Raw genomic sequence first — 21030 nt, 5'->3', positions numbered from 1 at the left:
ATGGAGCGGTTCGGTTCGGTCATCCGGTTACGGCCCGAGCACCGGGACGAGTACCTTCGCCTGCACGAGCGGGTGTGGCCGCAGGTCGAGCAGACGCTGCTCGGGGCCAACATCCGCAACTACACGATCTTCCTCCACGGCGATCTGCTGTTCGGCTACTACGAGTACGTGGGCACCGACCACGCCGCCGACCAGGCCCGGATCGCCGCCGACCCGGTGACCCAGCAGTGGTGGCAACTGACCGACCCCTGCCAGGAATCCATCGCCGACCCGGGTTCGGGCCAGTGGTGGGCCCCGATGCGCGAGGTCTGGCACCTCGACGACTAGGCGGGGTGGACGGTTACCGTGGCCGTCGCCTGTTTGTCGGTGCCGGAGACCTGACCGGGCACGTCGAAGGTGCCTGGGGATGCGTAGCGGGACGGGTCGACCGCGTCCCAGGTGACCGGGATTCCGCTCTGTCGCGAGCCGTCGTTGTAGGCGACGGTCACCGTTGTCGGAAGCGTCGGTGCGGCACCGACCACTGTGGACACTGCCACCGGGTCGATCGTGTTTATCTGGACGGGGTCGGGCCCGCGCACCCACACGTGGGCCGTGGCGGTCAGGGTGGTACCGGCGACGAAACCGGCCACGGTGAAGTCGCCGATCGTCGAGAGGCGGGCGGGGTCGATCGAGGTCCACGTGACCGGGACCGGGAGACGGGCGCCGTCGGCGTAGGTGACGTCGACCGTGGCCGGCAGCGTGGGCATGACGCCGACCCGGGTGCGGGCGTCGACGGTCTGGATGGAGGTGGCCGCGGCGGCGAAGACGCGCCACTCCGAGACGCCGACCGCGGAGTACGCGGTGCCGGCGGCGTCGGGTAGGGCGTTGAACGTCGCGCGTAGCGCGGTGGTGGTGACGGCGTCGAACGTCACCTGGTTGGTGCTGCCGGACACGGCCGGGTCGAATCCGGTGGCGCCGGTGACGTCGGTCCACGTCGTGCCGTTCAGGTACTGCAGCGTCCACGATTTCGGCACGGCCACGCCGACGCCGCCGGTGGTGCTGTCGGACCAGAAGTCGATCGACGCGCGGTCCACCCGCACCGGGGCCGGGAAGTCGTACTGGAGCCAGCGGGTGGCCGGTTCGGCACCGGTCCAGGTGCCCCACAGGTCCACCTGGGCACCGCCGGTGAAGAACGGGGGCTTGCCGTCGTTCACGGCGTTGACGTTGTTCCAGCCGGCCGTGTAGCTCGCCGACGGCGTGGCGGTGGCGGCGACGTTGATCTCGCCCTCGGTGAGCGCGGTGCCGTTCACCACGACGTCCTTTGTGGACGATTCGGCTCCGGTGCTCACGGTCAACCGCAGCGTGTACCGGCCGGACTTCGTGAAGCGGGCCACGGTCGTCGGGTTGTCGGCCGGGTCGAACGCGACCGCGCCGCCGTCGGGTGCCTCGACCACGGACCAGGCCGCGGTGACGGCGGTGCCGGGTTTCCCGTCGTCCTGGGCGAGGCCGATCAGCCGTGCCGAGCCGGCCTGCGTGTACGACGAGTCGATCCACGCGTCGGCGAGCGGCGGCGCGTCGGTGGCGCCGGGCGGGCGCACACCGGTCCCGAATGCCTGTATTTCCTTGATGCCGGTCTTCGCGCCCGGCGCGTGCTGCACGGTGATCCGCAGCCGCTTCGCCTCGACGGCCGGGAACCGCACCTGGTTCAGGTTGCCGCGCGGGTAGGCCGGGGTGCGGGCCTGCTTCGGGACCGTGCGCCAACCGTGGCCGTTGTCGTAGGAGACGGTGAACTGGGCCGGCGGCGCGTATCCGGGGACGGTGGCCGAGGTCGACGAGTTGTAGAAGTACACGCGGACGTCGTCGATCTTCTGCCTTCCGCGCAGGTCGATCTCGATCGAGTCGGACGCGTTCGGCGAGCCGGCCGTTCCCCAGAACGGCTCGTTGATGGTGGTGCCGTTGACGGCGCCGGCCGCGCCGCGATCCGGCGCTTCGAAGGTCGCGGTGACCGGGCGGCCCTCGGCGACGTTGCGCGCGCCGGTGCCCGGACCGGTCTCCACGCCGGCCTTGCGCATGACGTCGGCGATCCGCGCGCCGGCGGGGAAGCGCACGTCCTGCGGTGCCTGCACCGGAACCCGGCTGCTGTGCCGCACCCGCACGCCGGGCGCCGCCTGCACGCGTCCGGTGGCCGGGTCGTAGACGATTTTGCCGAGCCGGTCGGCGGTGAACGCGAGCCGGCCGTCGAGGTAGACGGAGTAGCCTTCCGGCCCCCCGTAATAGTTCTGGCCGCCCGGCGCGTCCCAGACGATCGTCAGGTCGCGGTCGCGATAGCGGATGTTGTTGGCCGTGAAATGGTCCCAGCCGATGTCGATGGGGTCGAGTTCCACCTTCGCGTCGTCGCGCGGGCGCAGGCCCATCGCGTCTTCGATGACGGTGAAGTTGGTGGCGCCGAGGATCGTGTGGTGGATCCAGGACCGGTAGCCGATGCTCTGGCCGGCCGCGGATCCGTTGGCCCAGAACTCGTTCTGGTCGGGGTACCGGTTGTCGCCGTTGTTCTGGTAGTGCGCCCAGGCGTTCCAGTACAGCAGCTTCTTGTACCACTCGGCGTCCACATAGGACGACGGGTAGTTCCGCAGCACCGAGGCCAGCATCCGGAACGTCACGGTGGAGTTGATGACGGAGAAGTTGTTGCTGCCCGGCTGGCCCTGCTCGGCGGCGGCGGCCTTGTCGGCCTGGTTCGCCGTGGTGAACGGGAAGATGGGGTACTGCGCGTCGTCGGCGAACAGCCGCAGCGCCTCGACGTAGGGCTGCGTGTAGTCGGGGTCACCGGGCTTCGGCATCAGCCCGACGGCGTAGGGGTAGTAGTTGTTGATCTCCTTCCACGGCACGAGCTGGTTGCTCCCGACGTGCCGGTGCTTGAGCAGGTTGCCGTAGAGGCCCATCTCGTCGGGCGTGCTTCGCGCCGGCTCCCACAGGTATCGCAGGACGGCCTGTTTCACCCGGAGGGCGAACGCCTCCATCTCCGCGGCCTTGGCGCGGTCGCCGGCGACCCGGTACGCCGCGGCGGCGGCCTTCGCGTTCGAGTACAGGTAGGCGTTCTCGGCGCGGTCGAGGTAGCCGTCGCGCCAGTGGAACGACACGGCGTCGGCGTCGTTGCCGGTCATGGCGCCCCAGTTGTACTCGATGAGCCCGTTGCCGTCGAAATCGTAGGCCTCCTGGAGACCCTTGACGTCGTACTCGGCGTACTCGGCGAGGTTGCGGGCGATGCCGGGCGGGCCGCCGTGCAACTGGTACGAGCGCCACGCCGCCTCGGAGATGTACTCGGTGTAGCTGTTCGACCAGTTGGCCGGGTCACCGGGGTTGTCGACGTACTTCGAGCTCTTCGCGACCTCGCCGGCCGACACCCACGGCCCGTACGAGTAGACGGGGTCGCGGAAGTACTTCAGGTCGTCGACGAACATGCCGACGGTCAGCACGATCGCGTTGTTGTAGCCGAGCACGCCCTCCATCGACGTCGGGAACTGGTAGTCGTTGCCGGGGAGGTCGGCGTCGAGGAAGTTGTAGCGCATGAGCCACCAGCGGTAGAACAACGTCTTGTCGATGTTGTTCTCCGGGGTGTCGAGATAGGGCACGTTGTCGGCCCACCACCGGTTGTACGCGGTGACGTGCTCGGTGAACGCCCGGCGCGGGTCGAGGCCCCGGTACCGCTGATACTCCACTGTGGACGCCGGCTGCTCCCGCGTCACGAATCCGAGCTGGAGCTTGGTGACCACCGGGCCCGACGCCGGAACCGCGAGCGTCTGCCGCAGCGTGCCGTCGACCGGGGTGAACCCGTCGCCGGAGAAGCGCGGGAACAGCGTGGTGAGCTTGTTGAAGGCGGGCACGGCGCCGGTCAGCTCGACGCCGTCGGCCGTGCGGGCGAAGGGCGAGGACGCCGTGAGGGTGACGGTCCGCGCGGCGCCCGTCGTGCTCGACAGCTCCACAGTGGACACCGCGACGTTCGCGTCGGTGATGTACTTCGTCAGCACGACCGTGAGGCCGGCGCCGGTGAACACGCCGCGCCAGTAGCTCGGCGTCTGGCGGCGCTGCGCGGGGTCCTCCGCGAGCGTCACCCCGGAACCGTCGACGGACGCCGCGATCGTGTACGCGCCCTGACCACCGGCGACCGTCTCGATGTAGGCGACCTCGCCGCCGAAGCCGAGGACGCCGGGCCGGTGGGTCTTCATGAAGACGGCGCGGCCGCGGGAGAACAGGTAGCCGTTCGCGTCGCCGTTGCCGCCGCCGGGCTGGTTGCCGGTGCGGGCGAGCATGCGGTCGACCCAGAAGTCGTTGCCGGGGCTGCCGCCGGCGCCCGCGGCCACGTCGGCGTCGAAGATCGCCCGCAACTGGTTGCGGACGTGGTAGCCGGTGCGCTCGTCGGGAACGGGGTTCGCGTCGCCGGAGAACACGGGGTACGGCGTGTTCGCGTTCGGCGCCGCGTGCGCGGCCGGCGCCTGCGCGAACGCGGCCAGCAACAGACCGATGGCGGCGGCACTGAGAACCCTGCGCGACGGCATGACGCCACCTCTCGACGGTTCCGAAAACCTTTTCGGGAATGCTTGCAGCGCGGTACGGTCCGTGTCAACGGTCGATATTCAGATGGGTCGCTCGATGCTTCCGAAACGCGTTTCGGCGGCCCACCGCCTGGTCCGATGACCGCCAGACGGCGGCGCCCCGACCGGGCAGGATGATCTCCGTGTACGACTTCGAGACCTCCTACCGGGCGATGTCGAGTCGGGACGGGCGGTTCGACGGGCGGTTCGTGGTCGCGGTGACGAGTACCCACGTGTACTGCCGGCCGAGTTGCCCGTCGCGGACCCCGCGGCGGGAGAACTGCCGGTTCTTCCGGGTTCCCGCGGCGGCCGAGGCGGCCGGGTTCCGGGCCTGCCGGCGCTGCCGGCCCGACGCGGAACCCGACTCGGCCGAGTGGAACGTGCGCGGCGACCTGGTCGCCCGGGCGCTCCGGCTGATCGGCGGCGGCGCGGTGGACCGGGAGGGGGTGACTGGACTGGCCCGCCGGCTGGTGGTCAGCGAGCGGCACCTGCACCGGCAACTGGTGGCCGAGGTCGGCGCCGGCCCGCAGGCGTTGGCGATCAACCGCCGGGCCCGGGTGGCGCGGATGCTCGTCGAGTCGAGCACGCTGCCGCTGGCGGAGATCGCGTTCGCGGCCGGGTACTCCAGCGTCCGCCAGTTCAACGAGGGCATGCGGACGGCGTTCGGGCAGCCGCCGAGCGCGTTGCGGCGGAGCAGGCCCGCGGACGCTCCGGGCGACCTCGACGTGCGGCTGCGGTACCGGGCTCCCCTGCCGGTCGGTCCGCTCCTGGACCGGCTCGCCGCCCACGCGGTACCCGGCGTCGAGGCGGTCGACGCGGACCGCTACCACCGGACGCTGCGGCTGCCGCGCGGCTCCGGGGTGATGACGGCGGAATTCGGCCCGGCGCAGACGGGCGACGCCGGCTCGGCTCGGGCGGCGAGCCGGGGCGAGGTGACGGTGCGGCTGTCGCTGGCCGACCTGCGCGACGTCACCGCCGCCGTCCAGCGGTGCCGGGAGATCCTGGACCTCGACTGCGACCCCGCCGCGATCGGCGCCGAACTGGGCACCGACCCGCTGATCGGCCCGCTGGTCCGGGCCCGACCGGGGTTGCGGGTGCCGGGGTGCGGCGACGGGTTCGAACTGACCGTCCGGGCGCTCGTCGGCCGGCGGACGTCGATACTCGTCACCCGGTTCGGGACGGCGCTCCGGACGCCGGACCCCCGGCTGACGCACCTGTTCCCGACGCCGGCCGCGCTCGCCGACGCCGACCTGGTGGCCGCCGGACTGGCGCCGCGTCGCGCCGCGACGGTGCGCGCGCTGGCCGGGGCCGTCGACGCCGGTGACATCGTGCTCGACCGCGGCGCCGACCGGGCGGAGTGCGTGGCGGCGCTGCGCGCGGTCAGCGGGATCGGACCGTGGACCACCGCGTACGTCGCGATGCGGGCGCTCGGCGACCCGGACGTGTTCCCGCCCGGTGATCCGGGCCTGCGCGACGCGGCGCGACGACTCGGCCTGCCGGCCGGCCTCGCCGCCCGGGCGCGGCACTGGCGGCCCTGGCGGTCGTACGCCGCCGTGCACCTGTGGACGTCCCTGTAGTTCCCCCATTTCGACGAGTCGCCCGCGAGGAGCAGCCACGATGCGGCGGTACCTGCATGTCCTGAACACGACCGACTTCCGCCGGCTGTGGGCGGGCGCCACCGTCTCCACGCTGGGCGACGGCATGACGTTCGTCGCCCTGTCGTGGCTCGTCCTCTCCGGGCCGGGCGGCACGGCCGCGCTCGGTCTGCTCGGAATCTGTTACACGGCACCGGTTCTGGTGGGCGGGTTGGCCGTCGGGCCGCTGCTCGACCGGTTCGACAAGCGGATCGTGCTGATCGCCGACAGCCTGCTGCGCGCCGCCGTCGTCATGTCCGTCCCGGTGACCGCCGCGCTCGGCGCGATGCCGGACTGGCTGCCGTTCGTGGTCGCCGCCGGCTACGGCCTGCTGAAGATGGTGCCGCTGGCCGGATTCCCGGCGGCGATCCCGCAACTGGTCGAGGAGGACGACCTCGACGCCGCGAACGCGTTGGAGTCGTTGAGCTTCAGCCTGGCGATGGTGATCGGCCCGGCCGCCGCCGGGTTGCTGATCGACCGGATCGGCGCGGCCGACGTCCTGCTGGTCGACGGCGTCTCGTTCCTGCTGTTCGCCCTCGCGACGGCGACGGTGCGACCGCTCTCCCCCGCCACCACCCCGGGTGATCGCCGGCCCTCGCTGGGGTTCCTGGCGCGGGACCGGGTCATCGTCGGCACGACGGTCGCGTTCATGGCCTTCAACGTCGCCGTGGGCATGCTGATGGTCACCGGCCCGTGGCTGGCGGGCACCCGCCTGCCCGGAGGCGCCGCCGCGTTCGGTGCCCTGCTCTCGGCGCTGGCGGTCGGCGAGATGGTCGGTGCCGCCGTCGCCGGTCACGGCCGGCCGGGCGGACAACCGGACGCGGCCAGGGTCCGCGCCATCGGCACCGTACAGGGCGCGGCCGCGCTGGCGTTCCTGGCGCTGCTCGCGTCCCCGCGTCAGGTGCCGGTGGCCGCGGGCTTCTTCGCCATCGGCCTGCTCAGCGCGCCGATGACGGTGTGGGCACAGTCGTTGCGGATGCGCCGCATCCCGCCGGCGCTGCACGGGCGCGCGTTCGCCGGGCTGCGCACGCTGATGCAGGCGACCCCGCCGATCGGCGCCGCCCTCGTGACGCCGCTGCTCGTCGGCTCGCACCTGGCCGTCGCCGCCGTCGCGATGACCCTGATCGCCGGGCTGCCGGCCCTCTACCTCATCGCCGGACGGCCGGTGCGCGACAGCGCGGAACGGCTAGGGTCGGTCGGGTGACGACCGTCCTCTGTGTACCGCAGTGGCAGGGTTCGGCCTCGGGTTCCGCCCGCCGGTTGGTGGCGGGTGCGCACCGGGCCGCCGAACTCGTGCCGGCCGACCGGATCGTGGTCGCTCCCGTGCTGGACTCGGCCGGGCAGCGGGAGTCCGGGGTGAGCGCGCTCGACGTCCTCGCGGCGAACCTGCGCCGGATCGGCGACGCGCATGCCGGCATCGACGACTTCGTGCTCACCGTCGGCGGCGAGTGCTCGGTCGACATCGCGCCGATCAGTGCCGCCCGGGCCCGGTACGGCGACGCGCTGACCGTGCTCTGGATCGACGCGCATCCCGACGTGTACAGCCCGGAAACGCTGCCCTCGGGCGCGTTCCACGGCATGGTGGTGCGCGCCCTCCTCGGCGACGGCGACATCCCGGCCGCGCTCGTTCCGGAGCACACCCTCGCACCCGGTCAGATCGTCATCGTCGGCGAGCGCGGCGGTGCCGGGTCCGAGCACCGGTACATCGAGGCGACCGGCCTGCGCCGCTACGGCGTCGCCGACCTCGAACGGGCGTTCGCGGACGTTCGCGGCCCGGTCTACGTCCACGTCGATCTCGACGTGCTCGATCCCGCCGTGTTCGCGTCCACGTGCTACCCGGAGCCCGGCGGCCCGGACCCGCGCCGCCTGGCCGCGCTGATCGCGGGCCTCGACGGCGTGGTCGGCGCGGCGATCACCGAACACGCGCCGGCCGACGGGGTCAACCCCGCCGAGAGCGACGTGATCCGTCTTCTGGGCGCAGCGCTGACGAGAGGATGACGCCGGCGATCTCCTCCGCCGTGTCCACCGCCGAGTCGAACGTGTGGTCGGCCGGCATCGTCGGCTGCAGGTCGCGGAAGCGGCGGTGCACGCCGTGGTGGAAGTCCGGGTCACGGGACAGGCCGCGGGTCGGATCGGCCTGTGCCCGCAGGAGCGTCACCGACACCGGTGCCTCGATGACGACCCACAGGGTGACCGCGCCGGTCGGGAGGTGACGGGTCAACGCGGCCCGCTCCCGGTCGTCGAAGAACGGGCCCACCGCGATGACGTGGTCGACGGGCGAGCGCATCCACTGCCCGACGAGCGCGCCGTGCGCCTCGTGCGCCGGGAACCACAGGCCGGCGGCGGCCGCGCCGGGCGGGCCCACCATCGCCGCGACCTCGTCGACGTCGGCGATCACGACCGTGCGGCCGCGGGCGGTGAACCCCTCGGAAAGCCGATCGGCGACGGTGTTCTTGCCGACCGCCAGCGGGCCGGTGAGGACAACGAGCTGCGGCGTGGCCATCTCCCGAAGATCCCCCATCGGACGGCCCCTGACATCCCCGTTACGGCCAGATCCCGCCATTCTGTCAGCGGCCCGGTACCGCGGGCAGGGCCAACGCGACCGCGAGATTGCCGTCGAGGAACATGAGGCCGCGGCGGCCGAACTCGCCGAAGGCCTCCTCGACGGCCTCGACCGGCCAGGTGAGGCCGAGCTTCGCGCGGACGGCGGACGCGGTGGTGGGACGGTCGACGCAGGCGAGGTAGAGGTCGGCGAGCGGGCCCTCGAACGTGTACGTACCGCGGCCGTCCGGTGAACGGTTGTCGAAGATCTGGACGAAGCCAGGCGTGGACCGGTACGTCAGCGTCGCGGTGTGCCAGGCGGTGTTCCACGCCGAGACGGCGTCGCGCAGGGACTCGTAGGCGCTGTCGGGCAGGGCGTCGGGCAGGTCGTAGTCGAAGAAGTAGGCCATCCGGTCGAGGTCCACAGTGGACGGATACACCAGGCGGTAGCTGGCCTCGGGCGTGCGGCGCGGAATCGTCGTGAAGAGCGGGCTGAAGCGCTCCAACCAGATCCGGTCGACGCTCGCCGGCGGCTGCAGATGCACCAGGTGCGGCGCCGCAAGAGCCTGACCGGCGTAGTCCGTCTCGCATTCACCGGGGAAGCCGCACAGGATGCTCCACGCCACGTCGACGCCGTAGTAGCGCGCCCACCGCAACAGGTTGACGTTCTGCGCGGCCCGCACACCCTTGCGCATCAACCGGAGCACGTTCGTGCTCAGCGATTCCAGGCCGGGCTGCAGATGCGTCACGCCGGCCCGCGCGAGGAGGCGGACCTGCGCCCGGGTGAGGTTCGCCTTCACCTCGTAGAAGAGCTGGTAGCCGTCGTCGGCCAGGGCCGGTACCAGGGTGGTGAGGTAGGTCGGGTCGAGGATGTTGTCGACGGCGGCGAACCGGAAACTGCGGTGGCGACGGGCGAGCAGCGCGAGTTCGGTGCGCACGCGGTCCGGTGACTTGGACCGGAACGCCATGGTGGATCCGTTGAGCCCGCAGAACGTGCAGTGGTGTTTCGCGCCCCACCAGCACCCGCGGGCCGACTCGAACGGGATCCATCCGGTGTCGCGCGGCAGGTCCAGGGCCGCGAGCCGGTCGAAGTACTCGGTGTAGTCCGGCGCCGGCAGCTCGTCCAGCCGGTCGTGCGGCGGAGCCGGCGGCGTCGCCGAAACCGCGCCGCCCGCACGGCACACGACACCGGGCACCGCGGCCGGATCGGTGCCGTCGGCCAGCGCGCGCAGGACGGCCGGGAACGCGGTGTCGGCCTCGCCCACGACCGCGAGGTCGACGCAGTCGACCGACCGCACGAGTTCCGGACCCATCTCACCGTCGAAGTTCGCGCCGCCGAACAGCGTGACGATGCCGGGATACCGCTGTTTGAGCCGGCGCGCCAACGCGAACGACGCCGCGTTCTGCTGGTACGTCGAGCTGAACCCGACGACGTCGACCTCGTGCCACGGCTCCGCGAGAAGCAACGCGTCGAGGAACGCGGGCACCTCGTGGTCGCGGATGTGCCGCAACCGCTCGGGCGGCAGCGGCAGCTCGGGCGACTCCAGGAGCGTCCCGGAAGGATCCGGCGCGGAAGCGCCGAACGCCTCGACGGAGAACAGCCACTCCCCCACCAGCCGGCTCCGGTGCCCGGCGAGGCGGACGTAGTCGTCGACACCGACGCGCGCGGCGAGGTCGAGGTTCGCGTGCAGCGTGCGGACCGCGAACCCGTGCTCCGCGCCGATCGCCGTCAGCAGCCCCAGCTGGATCGACGGCCGGTCGATGTCCATGAACGGCATCGACACGAGGACCGTGCGCATGTGCTCAGCGATGGACCTTGTGCAGCCGGATGTGCACGCCGTGGCTGCTCGACGCCGGCTCGAACGCGGCGGCGAACTGCGAGCCGATCAGCTGCGAAGGCTCCACCGGCTCGGTCTCGGTCTCGATCTCCTCCTGTGCGGCCACGACCAGCATCGGCGCCTCCACCTGCTCGTCCATCGCGTCCTTGAGCTCCGTGACGAGCTGCGACAGCAGTGCTTTCAGCGCGTCGGTCGCGGTGATTCCGTCGGGAGTCTCCGTAAAGCTGTTCAGATCCTCGAGGCTGACGGACAGCTCGCTCATGCATACCTCCAGAGAGTCACGATGACCCTACGGTCTCGGCGTCAAGGCGGTCGAGGTTTGCGCGTGTCGTATCCGCGTCCGGGTGACCCATCTGAGTGAAGATGTCCAGCGCGGCCAGCCACATGACCCGCGCGGCGTCGGGGTCGCCGGCGGCGCGGTGCACCTCGGCGAGCGACACCATCGTGTCGGCCTCGTTGTACCGGTCGTCGAACTCGCGGTACAGGTCGATCGTGGCGCGGTAGGACTCGATCGCGCGGGTGTGCTCGCCCAGCCGGTGCAGCGCGTAGCCGAGGCTGTCGCCCGTCTCCGCCTGGCCGAGCCGGTCGCCCAGTTCGCGTTGCAGCGCCAGCGCCCGGTCGCAGTAGGCCACCGCGTCGGCGTACCGGCCAAGCACGGCGTGGGACCAGCCGACGGCGTTGAGCGCCCGCGCCTGCCCGGGCCGGTGCCCGGCCGCCTCGAACAGCTCCAGCGCCCGTTGGGCGTGCTCCAGCGACTCCTCGTGCCGGCCCTGCCGGTCGCGCAGCCAGCACAGGCTCCGCTGGGTGTGCGCCTCGCCGACCGGGTCGCCCGCGTAGGCGCGCAGTGCGCGTCCCAGATAGGTCTCCGCGTCGGTGAAGTTTCCGGACCGGACGTGCGCGTTGCCGAGCGACCGGTGGGCGACGGCGATCAGGTGCGGGTCGCCCAGCCGGTGCGCGGCCGCCGACGCGATGCCGAGCACGGTGATCGAGTCGCGCCAGTGCCCCTGGTACCCGAAGAAGCGGCTGAGGATCCAGCCGAGCGGGCACAGGTGGTCGTCGAACCCGCTCGCCTGCCGGATCACCGCGAGCAGCACCGGATACTCGGCCCGGAACCACGCCAGCGCGTGCGCGCGGTCGTCGAGCCGGGCCACGTCGACCCCGCCGGGGACCGCGGGCAGCGGCGCCGGATTGTCGCGGTACGGGTTCAGCAGGAGATCGGCCGCGTCGGCGCTGTGCGTGTAGTAGCCGATCACCCGCGCGAGCGCGGCGCGCCGTTCCGCGTCGGTGTCGACGTTGTGGGTCAGTTCGGTGGCGTACGCGCGGAGCAGGTCGTGACACGTGTACCGGCCGGGGACGTGCTCGGTGAGCAGGTGTCCGCGGCAGAGTTCGGCGAGCAGCGGCCGGGTCTCGCGCGGTGGGCGTCCGCACAGGGCCGCGGCCGCCGCGGTGGCGATGTCGGGACCCGCGTGCAGCCCCAGCAGCCGGAAGAGGGTGCCCGCCGCCGGGTCCAACTGCCGGTAGGACCACGAGAACACCGCCCGCGCGTCGGTGGTCCGGTCGGCGCCGGCGAACTCGTCGAGCCCGCCCCGGGCGGCGCGCAGTTCGGCGGCCAGCACGCCCAACCCGAACCCCGGGTTCATGGCGGCCCGGGCGGCCACGATCGCCAGCGCCAGCGGCAGCCGCGCGCACAACCGCACGATCTCGTCGACCGCGTCGGGCTCGGCGGCCAGCCGGTCGGCGCCGAGCCGGCGCGCCATCAGCTCGCGGGCCTCGGCGGCGGACGGCAGGTCGAGCGTCAGCGGGTGCGCGCCGGTGGTGGTGACGAGACCGGTGAGCCGGTTGCGGCTCGTGACCACCGCCATGCAGCCGCGCGCGCCCGGCAGCAGCGGACGCACCTGCTCCTCGTCGTGGGCGTTGTCGAGCACCACCAGCACCCGGCGGTTCGCCAGCAGGCTCCGGTACAGCCCGACCTGTGCCTCCAGCCCGTCCGGGATCCGCTCCGCCGGAACCCCGAACGCGTCGAGGAACCGGTGCACCGCCTCGGCCGGCTGCACCGGCGCGCCGGTCGCGTCGAAGCCCTGGAGGTTCACGTAGAGCTGGCCGTCGCGGAACCGGTCGGCGACCCGGTGGGCCCAGTGCACGGCGAGCGCGGTCTTGCCGATGCCGGCCGTGCCCGATACCGCGGCGGCCGAGATTGACGCCGAGCTGGACGCCCCGTCGAGCACGGCGTCGAGCTCGGCGACCTCCGCCGTGCGACCGCTGAACCCGGAGACGTCGGGCGGCAGCTGCGCCGGCGATACCGGTTCGGGGAGGGCGGCGACGATCCTGACCGGCGGGGTGGCGGGCTCGCCGCCGCGCAACAGCGTCTGGTGCAGCGCCCGCAGTTCCGGGCCCGGGTCGGTGCCGAGTTCGTCGGCGAGCCGCTCGCGCAGGGCGGCGTACCGGTCGAGCGCCTCCGCGGCGCGTCCCGCCGCCCGCAGCGCCTCCATCAGGCAGCCCTCGAGCGGCTCCACCAACGGGTGCTCGGCGACGAGATCGGGCAGCGTCGCGATCACCGCCGCCGTGCGGCCGAGCCGCAGTTCCGCCTGCGCCCACTGCACGGCGGCGTCGAGCCGCCGGCGCTGCCAGCTGGAGCGGATCTGGCCGGCCCAGTCGCCGGGCAGCGCGGCGAGCGGCGTGCCGCGCCACAGGCCGAGCGCCTCGGCCAGGACCCGCGCCCGGTCGGTGTCGGACGACTGCGGGTCCCGGCCCCGGTCGACCAGGCGGGCGAAGCGGTGCAGGTCGACCCGGTCGGGGTCGACCGTGAGGACGTATCCGGCATGTCGCCGTTCGACCCGCTCGTCGGTGCCGCTCTTTTTCAGCATCTGCCGGATCCGACTGAGGTGGGAGTAGAGGACGTTCCGCGTTTCGGCCGGTGGGTTGTCGCCCCAGATGCGGTCGATCAGCGTCTCGACGGTGACCGGCCGGCCCGCGTCGACGAGCAGGGCCGCGAGCACCGCCTGCTGCCGTGGCGTACCGACGTCGAGGGGACGGCCCGTGGCGAGGGCCTCCACTTCGCCGAACAACCGGAACTCCACCATTGACCACCCGTAGTCAGCACACTACCGAGAATGCTGACCGGTCGCGGCGTGGCCCGCAAGTGAGAAAACCTTGTCGGATAAGCGTTACCCGTCGGGTTCGTCGATGAACAGGAACCGGCGCGGGTGTCCTCTCAGTCGGTCTTGGGCAACATCACCGCGCCGGTCTGCGGCGTCCACGTGATGGTTCCGTGTTCGAACGTGCTTCCCCGGCGCTCCGGCGTGCCGCGGACGTCGCTGACGGGGTAGCCGAGGCGCCCCGCCTGCCAGCCGAGTTGCGCCCACAGGTCGCGGATCTGACCGTGGACCTCGTGCGCGCCGAGGTCGGGCCGCCAGTAGATGGAGCCGCCCTCGAAGTGGTTGAAGCGCCCGTTGCCCGGACCGCAGCCCAGTTCGTCGGTGACCGGGTAGCCGAGGAAGCCGCCGTGCCCACCGCACCGCGCCCACTTCACCCGGATGTCACCGTGCACCTCGAACGCGCCGTGCTCCGGCGTCCAGTAGATGGAGCCGTTCTGGAAGTCGCGGACGCGGCCGCGCCCGTCGGGCAGGGACATCTCGGCGCTGCCCGCACCCTCGTCCACCGGCTGGCCGAGCCACTGGTTCTGCCTCCACTTGTCGTCGATCGCGCTCATCGTCGTTCTCCTTCCGGATCAAAGGTGTCCCGCGGACCGTGCGCTCACGGGGACAGCGGATCGCGGGCCCAGAACAGGTCGTGCCGCGTCACCTTGCCGTCGACGACGGCGGTGCGGCTGACGCCCACGTCCTTCAGTTCGAACGGCCGCTGGCGCCCGGCGCGGTCGATGAACGTCTCTTTCCTGGTGGTGCCGGTCGGCGCCCAGACGGTGGTGACCGTGTCGCCGTCGACGGTCATCCGCTCGATGGTGAACCTGAGGTTGTCGTAGATCTCGTGGTACTGCGCGATGTGGCTGGTGACGGCCTCCGCGCCGCGCATGCGGTGCGGACCGCGGGAATCGCCGCTGAACGCGAGGAACACGCCGTCGTTCGACTCGTACCCGTCGGCCACGATGTCGCCGACGGGCGTGCCGGAGCCGCTGTTCCAGCCCTCTTCGATGAACCGGCGGACGACGCACAGCCGTTGGTCCTCGGTCATGGGTTTCCTCCTCCTGAGGGAGCGGTGACGATCTGGTTCTCCACCACGGGAGAACGGTCGCCCGCCGATCTCAACGGGAACCTTGCGCCGACCTTGCGGGCTAGTGTTCGCGGGTGGACCTGACACCCCTGAAGACGCTCGACCACACCGTGCTCCTCTGCCGGAACCTGGCCGAGATGAAGACCTTCTACCGCGACGTGCTGGGCCTGCCGATCGAGACCGAACGGGAGAGGTGGATCGAGTTCCGGATGGGGTCCACGATCCTGTCGCTGCGGCCCCGGGGCGTCGCTCCGTGGGGCGACGACGGGCCGGCGGTCGACGGGTCGGCGGGCGTGCAACTGGCGTTCCGCGTCCCGCCGCCCGCGGTGGACGCGTGGCACGCCGACCTGATGGCCAGGGGCGTGCGCGTCCTCCGTGGCCCCACCGACCTGACGGAGTGGCGGCACCGCACGCTGTTCTTCGCCGACCCGGAGGGCAACGTGCTGGAGATCTACGCCGAGTACTGAGGCCGGCTCAGCGGGCGCGGGCCAGGCGTTCGCGGACCTCGTCGAAGTGCCGGCGCACCGCGTCCTCGGCCGCGGCGGGGTCACCGCCGGCCAGGGCGTCGACGACGGCCCGGTGCCGGTCGGCGAGCGCATTGCCGTCGGAGCGCCGCTCGCCGACCTGGTGTTCGGCGCGGGCGTAGGTCTGCCAGAACACGCGCACGAGGTCGCGGGCGAGCGCGTTGCCGGCCGCCTCGCAGATCAGCTCGTGGAAGCGGCGGTCGGCCGGCGCGGAACCGGCGCCGCCGGACCGCATCGTCTCCACGCATTCCCGCAACGCCGTCACGGTGTCGGCCGGGACGCCGCCGCCCGCGAGGCGACGGGCCAGCCCGATCTCGATCATTTCGCGGACGTCGAGCAGGTCGGCCAGGGTCGACACGTCCCGGGCGCGGAAGGTCAGCCACGGCAGGATCGCGTCGGCGCCGGCCAGCCCCACGAACGTCCCGTAGCCGTGCCGGACCTCGACGATGCCCTGCGCCTGCAGGGTCTTGACGGCTTCCCGCAACGGGCCCCGGCTGGTGCCGAGATCGGCCATCAGCTGCGCCTCGGTGGGCAGCGGCGCGCCCGGACGCAGGCCCTGCCCGACGATGAGGTCGACAACGGCCTGGGAGACCTCGGCACTGCGCGAGATCCGCGCCATGGTTGTTGCCCTCCTGATGGTCCTGGTGAGCCTACGTCCTACAGGTGGATGATCTGGCCGTCGTGGCCGGGCTCGGCGGCACAGGCGGCCAGGCGGCGGCGCAGCTCGGGGCCGGGCGGGTTGGCGTGGCCGAGGCTGACCGCCACCACCCGCGTCCCGGGTCCGATCGCGCCGTGGACGCGCAGATCGTCCACTGTGGACGCGAAGTCGGCGAGCGTGTGGTGGTGAGCCGACGCGGGGAGGTCGCCGTCGTTGCAGTCCAGCAGGACGAGGTCGAACTCGTGTGACCGGCACGCCGGCGGCAGCGGCGCCGCCGTGTCCCAGCCGATGAGGACCCGTCCGTCCAGGATGTGGAGCAGCGCCGGGCCGACGCCGTCCACGCCGGCCCAGTGGTTGGCGGCGACCGCCTCGACCGCGTGGCCGCTTGCCAGGTCGGCCTTGTCGCCGGCGCGCAACGGCGTCCACGTCACCGGCTCGGCGGGATCCACCCAGTGCCGGCACAGGTCCAGCGCGGCCGGCGGTCCCGCGATCTCCAGCGGTGCCACCGACGCGCCCGCCGCCATCGCCGCCTGCCGCCACAGCAGCAGTTGCGGGTCGGCGTGATCGGGGTGGGCGTGGGTGAACAACACGGTGCGGACCCCGTGCAGCGAGACGCCGCGGTGCAGCGCCGTGCCGGCGTCGACGAGCAGGGCGTCGTCGATCAGGGCACTGGTCTGGCGGCGCGGCTCCGTGCGGGCCCACGCGCAGGAATCGCAGACGCACCAGGGGTTCGGCCAGCCGTCCCCGGATCCGGTGCCCAACAGCTCCACCCGCACGCCGGGCATGATACGTGGCCGGAGCGGTCGCTCCGGCCACGCGTCCCACGGTGGTGTCAGACCCAGGCGTTGTCGTACGCCTCGACGACGACCGCGCAGCCGGACGGGTAGTCACCGCGGCTGTTCACCAGCAGGGCGACGTCGACCTGGATGTCGAACGACATCACGCATCCGCGCATGCCCCGCCCGCCCGACATCGCCCACACGGCACCGTGACCGTGGTACGTGCCGTGCGCGCCGCTGTACGCCTTGAGACCCAGGCCGCCGTCGACCATCAGCGACCGCGCCGCCGGCGACACGAGCGTGTTCGTGTAGCGGACGTGCGAGATGAACGACGCGATCCCGTTGGCGGACAGGTTGTAGCCGAAGCCGCCGCAGCTCTGCGTGTAGTCCGCCGGACCCCAGCCGGCCTTGCCGTCCAGCGCGTACAGCTTCGTGGGGTTGGGATCGGTGTTGGCGCAACCCACCTGCGTGCCGGCGAGGGCCAGCACGGGCTTCAGGTACGCGAGGAACACCGTGCCGGTGAGGTAGTCGATCTGGGCCGGCGTGACGTTCGGCGGCGGGGCGTCGTAGAGCGGGCTGAGGTCGACGCCGTACGCGATCTTCGGGACCATGATGCGGAAGATGCTGAAGTTCATGTTCGCGTACTTGTAGCTCTTCGACCCGAGATCCTGCCCGACGGCGATGCGGATGTTGCCCCACGAACCGGTCGACTTGCCGGCGGTGGTGCCGGTGGCGGTCTGGTAGTTCTGCAGCAGGCCGCTGGTGTGCGTCATCAACTGGCGGAACGTGATGGCGTCGACGCCGTTACCGCGCTGCCACGTCGCCGGCAGCCACGGCCCGATCGGGCTGTCGACCGAGATACCCTTCTGCTCCAGCAGCCGCAGCGTCGCCGCGGCCGTCACCGGCTTGCTGATGCTCGCCACGGTCATCGCCTTGGTCGCCGACTGCGGCGTCACCGGGTTGTCCGGCGCCACCCGCGCGAAGCCGACGCCGGCCTGCCGGTCGAGCTGTCCGGACTTCCCGATCGAGTACGCGTAGCCGACGGTCTTCCGGGCCAGGGTCGCGCGGAGGTTACGCTCGAACAGGTCCATGTCGAACGTCTTGCCCGGCGAGCCGATGCCGCCGATGCTCTCCTCCTCGTCGTCCTCCTCCGGCTCCGGCGCGGTGACGGGCCGCTCCAGCCCGGCGAGGCTGCCGTCGGCGGCGAGCGGCGCCAGCGGCACGCGCCGGTCGACGTCGTCGACGAGGCGGGCAAGCTCGGGCGAGAGGCGCGCCTTCACTACGGCGAGTGGGTCCGCTGCCCCCGCTGTGCTGGGTGTTGTGGACGTTCCGAGGCCGATGGCCAACGCCGTGACGGCGACCATCATCCGATGGCCGGTGCGAATGGTGCGCATGTGGTTCCTCCGTGGTGTCGCAGGTGTGCGATTACGGAGGAATGAGCCGCGGCGCGGCCGGCCACCAACACTTTTCATCCGGAAATTTCGGAGATTCCCGTCCATGTCCGTCACGCATGCACGACGCTCGATCCAGTGCGCTTTTCGACCGCCGACCCACACCGGATCGAGCGCCCGCACAACCACAGGTTGTGGCACGGGTTGTTTGATCTCGCCCCGGGGGCGCTGGTGGGATCCGTGCATGGACACACGTTTCCGGCGGCTGTGGGCGGCGTACGCCGTCAGTGCCTACGGCTCCGGGATCGCCTTCGGCGCCCTGCCGCTGATCGCCGTGCTCGTGCTCGAGGTCGGACCGGCCCAGGCTTCCCTGCTGTCCGCCGTGGGTCCCGCCGTCGGCGCGCTCATCGCCGTACCGCTCGGACCGTGGATCGAGTTTCGCCGCAAGCGACCGGTGCTCATCGCCATGGACCTCACCCGGTTCGCCGCCATGCTCACGGTCCCGCTCGCCTACGCCTTCGGCTGGCTCGGATTCGCACAACTGATGGTTGTGTCAGCGGCCATAGCGGCGGCCAGAATAGCCTCGACCGCGGCCAGCGGGGCGTACCTGAAGGCGGTCGTGCGGCCGGCGGCGCTGCTCACCGCCAACGCGCGCCTCGAGTCCACCACCTGGAGCGCCATCGCGGTCGGGCCCCCGCTGGGCGGCGCGGCGATCGGCGCTGTCGGCCCGATGATCACCGTCGTGGTCGATGCCGTCAGCTACCTGCTCTCCGCGTTCTGTCTAAAAGCAATAGATGACCGGGATACGCCCCCACCGCACGGAAATCCGAGCCGCTTGCGGGCCGCGGACCTGCTCGACGGCTGGCGACACCTGCTCACCCACCCGGGACTGCGCCCACTCTTCCTCAACCAACTGCTCGTCGCCGGCCTCATCATGGCCACGGAACCGCTGCTGGCCGTGCTGCTCCTGCGTCACCTCGGATTTTCGCCCTGGCAGTACGGCCTGGCGTTCGCCGCGCCCTGCCTCGGCGGGCTGATCGGCTCGCGCCTCGCCCGCCGGGCGGTGGCACGGTACGGCCGCGACCGGATCCTGCGCACGGTCGGGACGCTGCGCGCCGTATGGCTAATCGGCCTCGCGTTCGTGGGGCCGGGGGTCGCCGGCCTCGTGACGGTGATCGCCGTCGAGCTCGCGATCATCGTCTGCATGAGCCTCTACACGCCGGTGCTCGCCACCTACCGGCTCGACAACACGCCCACGGACCGCGTCGCTCGGACGCTGACGGCGTGGTCGATCAGCAGCGGCGTGTCGATCGCGGTGCTCAGCGCGCTCGGTGGACTGCTCGCCGCCGCGACCGGCCCGCGCACGGCGATCGCGGTGGCCGGGGTCCTGATCCTGGCGACGCCGTTGCTGCTCCCTCAGGTCTCCCGGGGGAGGCGCCAGATCCGCACGCCCGACGGCCCGACGCAGCCGGCGTAGCGGACGCCGCGGGTGCACGACGCCGTGCCGATCCAGCCGGTCGCGCGGCCCACCATCGTCACCCGGCCCGAGGCGTGCGCGACCGTCGACACCAGCAGTGTCCCGCCGGACGTCTGCTGCACCAGGAGGCTCGCCCCGTCCTCGAAGCTGGCGAGGAACCAGCCCCGGTAGTCCTGCGACCGGCGGCCGGTGCGCAGGTCGTACACCTGGGTGCCGGCGGGTCGGGGCAGGATCGCCTCCCACGACACGATCAGGCGGTCACCGTTGACCATGAACAGGTCGCTGCGGCCCCGGAAGCGGACGGAGCCGGAGGCGAGATCGGTGACCGTCAGCGTCCCCGGTTCGGAGGCGCAGCGGTAGCGCTCGCCGCAGAACGAGGTGGTCTGGGTGTCCTGGCTCCAACTGGTCGTCCCCGTGGCGAGGTCGTACGCCACGGACACGCGCGGCTCGCCGGCCGGCGGCTGCTGGTGGACGACCACGACCCCGCCGGTGACGGAGACGTGCAGCGGCCGCCCGACGAGCCCGAGCCGCGTCTCGTGCCGCGTCTCGCCGGTCGCCGGGTCGCTCAGCCGCAGCCGCCCGTCGAGGGCCAGTTCGACGACGCGCGGAGCACGGCCGGCGGGTACCTCCTCGGTGCCGATGAGCACGTCGGGGGCGACGGTGCGGGTCCAGCGCGACCGGCCGGTGCGCCGGTCGACCGCCTCGATCCGGCCGGCCGGCCAGTCCGGCGCCGCGGCCCGCCGCGTGCTGATCACCGAGCCGTCGACCGGGTCCAGCACCACCACGTCGGCACCCGGGTCGAGGCCCAACCGGTCGAACGTGGCCGGGCCGGGCACCGCGCCGCCGCCCTCCTGCCGGTCGGTGACCACGGCGACGTCGGCGCCGATGCCCAGCAGACCGGTGCCGGGCCGGGTCCACAGCATGTGGCCGGTGCGCGGGTCGCGCCCCTGGACGGCGTTGCCGGTGGCCTGCCCGTCGGGGGCGGGGTCGTACACGGTCATGGTCAGCAGGGTCGGGTCGGCGTCGAGGACCGGGACGGGGTATCCGCCGGGGAAGTTCGCCGTCCACAGCGCGCCGGCCCGGCCGGGTCGGTAGGCCTGCAGGCGACCGCTGCGGATCCGCTGGGTCGTGAGGTAGGCGGTGTCGTCGGCACCGAAGTGCAGCGAGGTGTTCTGGTCGCGCTGGGACAGCACCGGGTCCCATTGCCGGGGCGTGGCGGCCGCGCCGAGCGTCAGCAGGGTGACGGCCGCGACCAGGGCGGGCACCAGCCAGGTGGGCGGCCTCGGCGGCCAGCGCGGCGGCGGCTCCGGCTCGGGCTCCCACGGCTGGGCGTACCCCAGTTCGATGACGGCACCGCCCATCCACCCAGGATGCCCCATCAGTCCGTCGCGTG

At 72.3% G+C, this 21030-nt stretch carries 17 protein-coding genes; 6 read left to right on the top strand and 11 right to left on the bottom strand.

Features of this window, described 5'->3' with window-relative positions:
- A complete protein-coding gene (locus tag Vau01_RS38450; protein ID WP_204004144.1) occupies positions 1 to 327 on the top strand; it encodes an L-rhamnose mutarotase in 327 nt (108 codons plus the stop codon).
- On the opposite strand, the gene Vau01_RS38445 is transcribed toward Vau01_RS38450, so the two are convergent.
- Complete coding sequence (locus Vau01_RS38445; protein ID WP_204004141.1) at positions 324 to 4532, bottom strand: Ig-like domain-containing protein; 4209 nt, start codon at positions 4530 to 4532, stop codon at positions 324 to 326. The genes Vau01_RS38450 and Vau01_RS38445 overlap by 4 nt on opposite strands.
- A 209-nt stretch (positions 4533 to 4741) precedes the next feature.
- Here Vau01_RS38445 and Vau01_RS38440 point away from each other — a divergent pair, with 209 nt between their 5' ends.
- The 3 genes from Vau01_RS38440 to Vau01_RS38430 are packed head-to-tail and all read left to right on the top strand — an operon-like array spanning position 4742 to position 8200.
- Positions 4742 to 6145, top strand: a complete 1404-nt coding sequence (locus tag Vau01_RS38440; RefSeq protein ID WP_373320365.1) for a DNA-3-methyladenine glycosylase 2 family protein — start codon at positions 4742 to 4744, stop codon at positions 6143 to 6145.
- Positions 6146 to 6185: 40 nt separating this feature from the next.
- Positions 6186 to 7406: an MFS transporter gene (locus Vau01_RS38435; protein WP_204004137.1), complete on the top strand. Its 1221-nt coding sequence runs from the start codon at positions 6186 to 6188 to the stop codon at positions 7404 to 7406.
- Positions 7403 to 8200, top strand: a complete 798-nt coding sequence (locus Vau01_RS38430) for an arginase family protein (protein ID WP_239152186.1) — start codon at positions 7403 to 7405, stop codon at positions 8198 to 8200. Before Vau01_RS38435 ends, Vau01_RS38430 begins: the two co-directional genes overlap by 4 nt.
- On the opposite strand, the gene Vau01_RS38425 is transcribed toward Vau01_RS38430, so the two are convergent.
- The 6 genes from Vau01_RS38425 to Vau01_RS38400 all read right to left on the bottom strand — a co-directional run bounded on the left by Vau01_RS38425 (position 8142) and on the right by Vau01_RS38400 (position 14769).
- Positions 8142 to 8705, bottom strand: coding sequence for an ATP-binding protein (locus tag Vau01_RS38425; protein ID WP_204004134.1), 564 nt, complete (start codon positions 8703 to 8705; stop codon positions 8142 to 8144). The genes Vau01_RS38430 and Vau01_RS38425 overlap by 59 nt on opposite strands.
- A gap of 64 nt (positions 8706 to 8769) precedes the next feature.
- Positions 8770 to 10542 (bottom strand): RiPP maturation radical SAM C-methyltransferase, encoded by a 1773-nt coding sequence (locus Vau01_RS38420; RefSeq protein WP_204004133.1) that lies wholly within the window; start codon positions 10540 to 10542, stop codon positions 8770 to 8772.
- A gap of 4 nt (positions 10543 to 10546) precedes the next feature.
- On the bottom strand, positions 10547 to 10843 hold the full coding sequence (locus tag Vau01_RS38415) for a hypothetical protein (RefSeq protein WP_204004131.1): 297 nt from the start codon (positions 10841 to 10843) through the stop codon (positions 10547 to 10549).
- A gap of 16 nt (positions 10844 to 10859) precedes the next feature.
- Entirely contained in the window at positions 10860 to 13658 is a 2799-nt protein-coding gene (locus tag Vau01_RS38410) for an AfsR/SARP family transcriptional regulator (protein WP_204004128.1), read from the bottom strand.
- Between the two features lie 134 nt (positions 13659 to 13792).
- Positions 13793 to 14290: an LGFP repeat-containing protein gene (locus tag Vau01_RS38405; RefSeq protein WP_204004126.1), complete on the bottom strand. Its 498-nt coding sequence runs from the start codon at positions 14288 to 14290 to the stop codon at positions 13793 to 13795.
- A 44-nt stretch (positions 14291 to 14334) separates the two neighbouring features.
- Positions 14335 to 14769 (bottom strand): nuclear transport factor 2 family protein, encoded by a 435-nt coding sequence (locus Vau01_RS38400; protein WP_204004124.1) that lies wholly within the window; start codon positions 14767 to 14769, stop codon positions 14335 to 14337.
- A gap of 113 nt (positions 14770 to 14882) precedes the next feature.
- Between Vau01_RS38400 and Vau01_RS38395 the strand changes: the two genes are divergently transcribed.
- Positions 14883 to 15275, top strand: coding sequence for a VOC family protein (locus Vau01_RS38395; RefSeq protein ID WP_204004122.1), 393 nt, complete (start codon positions 14883 to 14885; stop codon positions 15273 to 15275).
- A 7-nt stretch (positions 15276 to 15282) separates the two neighbouring features.
- Here the strand turns inward: Vau01_RS38395 and Vau01_RS38390 are convergent, their stop codons facing one another.
- Genes Vau01_RS38390 through Vau01_RS38380 form a run of 3 tightly spaced genes read right to left on the bottom strand, consistent with a single transcriptional unit; the run spans position 15283 to position 18163 of the window.
- Positions 15283 to 15951, bottom strand: a complete 669-nt coding sequence (locus Vau01_RS38390; RefSeq protein WP_204004120.1) for a FadR/GntR family transcriptional regulator — start codon at positions 15949 to 15951, stop codon at positions 15283 to 15285.
- Positions 15952 to 15989: 38 nt separating this feature from the next.
- Positions 15990 to 16766, bottom strand: a complete 777-nt coding sequence (locus Vau01_RS38385) for an MBL fold metallo-hydrolase (RefSeq protein WP_204004118.1) — start codon at positions 16764 to 16766, stop codon at positions 15990 to 15992.
- Positions 16767 to 16822: 56 nt separating this feature from the next.
- Positions 16823 to 18163, bottom strand: a complete 1341-nt coding sequence (locus Vau01_RS38380; protein ID WP_204004116.1) for a serine hydrolase domain-containing protein — start codon at positions 18161 to 18163, stop codon at positions 16823 to 16825.
- Positions 18164 to 18404: 241 nt separating this feature from the next.
- Between Vau01_RS38380 and Vau01_RS38375 the strand changes: the two genes are divergently transcribed.
- Positions 18405 to 19637 carry an MFS transporter gene (locus Vau01_RS38375; protein ID WP_204004114.1) on the top strand — a complete coding sequence of 411 codons (1233 nt, stop codon included), beginning with the start codon at positions 18405 to 18407 and terminating at the stop codon, positions 19635 to 19637.
- Here the strand turns inward: Vau01_RS38375 and Vau01_RS38370 are convergent.
- Positions 19577 to 20998, bottom strand: a complete 1422-nt coding sequence (locus Vau01_RS38370; protein WP_204004111.1) for an outer membrane protein assembly factor BamB family protein — start codon at positions 20996 to 20998, stop codon at positions 19577 to 19579. The two genes, Vau01_RS38375 and Vau01_RS38370, sit on opposite strands and share 61 nt — an antisense overlap.
- Between the last annotated feature and the right edge of the window lie 32 nt (positions 20999 to 21030).

This window comes from Virgisporangium aurantiacum (genome assembly GCF_016863635.1).
Classification (GTDB): Bacteria; Actinomycetota; Actinomycetes; order Mycobacteriales; family Micromonosporaceae; genus Virgisporangium; species Virgisporangium aurantiacum.
This window is presented reverse-complemented; position numbering and strand designations above follow the sequence as displayed.

Bases quoted from the DNA above. Each gene is read 5' to 3' on its own strand.
- Vau01_RS38445 (WP_204004141.1), bottom strand. From the start codon at position 4,532: ATGCCGTCGCGCAGGGTTCTCAGTGCCGCCGCCATCGGTCTGTTGCTG.
- Vau01_RS38400 (WP_204004124.1), bottom strand. From the start codon at position 14,769: ATGACCGAGGACCAACGGCTGTGCGTCGTCCGCCGGTTCATCGAAGAG.
- Vau01_RS38370 (WP_204004111.1), bottom strand. From the start codon at position 20,998: ATGGGCGGTGCCGTCATCGAACTGGGGTACGCCCAGCCGTGGGAGCCC.
- Vau01_RS38440 (WP_373320365.1), top strand. From the start codon at position 4,742: ATGTCGAGTCGGGACGGGCGGTTCGACGGGCGGTTCGTGGTCGCGGTG.
- Vau01_RS38420 (WP_204004133.1), bottom strand. From the start codon at position 10,542: ATGCGCACGGTCCTCGTGTCGATGCCGTTCATGGACATCGACCGGCCG.
- Vau01_RS38380 (WP_204004116.1), bottom strand. From the start codon at position 18,163: ATGCGCACCATTCGCACCGGCCATCGGATGATGGTCGCCGTCACGGCG.
- Vau01_RS38390 (WP_204004120.1), bottom strand. From the start codon at position 15,951: ATGGCGCGGATCTCGCGCAGTGCCGAGGTCTCCCAGGCCGTTGTCGAC.
- Vau01_RS38435 (WP_204004137.1), top strand. From the start codon at position 6,186: ATGCGGCGGTACCTGCATGTCCTGAACACGACCGACTTCCGCCGGCTG.
- Vau01_RS38450 (WP_204004144.1), top strand. From the start codon at position 1: ATGGAGCGGTTCGGTTCGGTCATCCGGTTACGGCCCGAGCACCGGGAC.
- Vau01_RS38405 (WP_204004126.1), bottom strand. From the start codon at position 14,290: ATGAGCGCGATCGACGACAAGTGGAGGCAGAACCAGTGGCTCGGCCAG.
- Vau01_RS38425 (WP_204004134.1), bottom strand. From the start codon at position 8,705: ATGGCCACGCCGCAGCTCGTTGTCCTCACCGGCCCGCTGGCGGTCGGC.
- Vau01_RS38375 (WP_204004114.1), top strand. From the start codon at position 18,405: ATGGACACACGTTTCCGGCGGCTGTGGGCGGCGTACGCCGTCAGTGCC.
- Vau01_RS38415 (WP_204004131.1), bottom strand. From the start codon at position 10,843: ATGAGCGAGCTGTCCGTCAGCCTCGAGGATCTGAACAGCTTTACGGAG.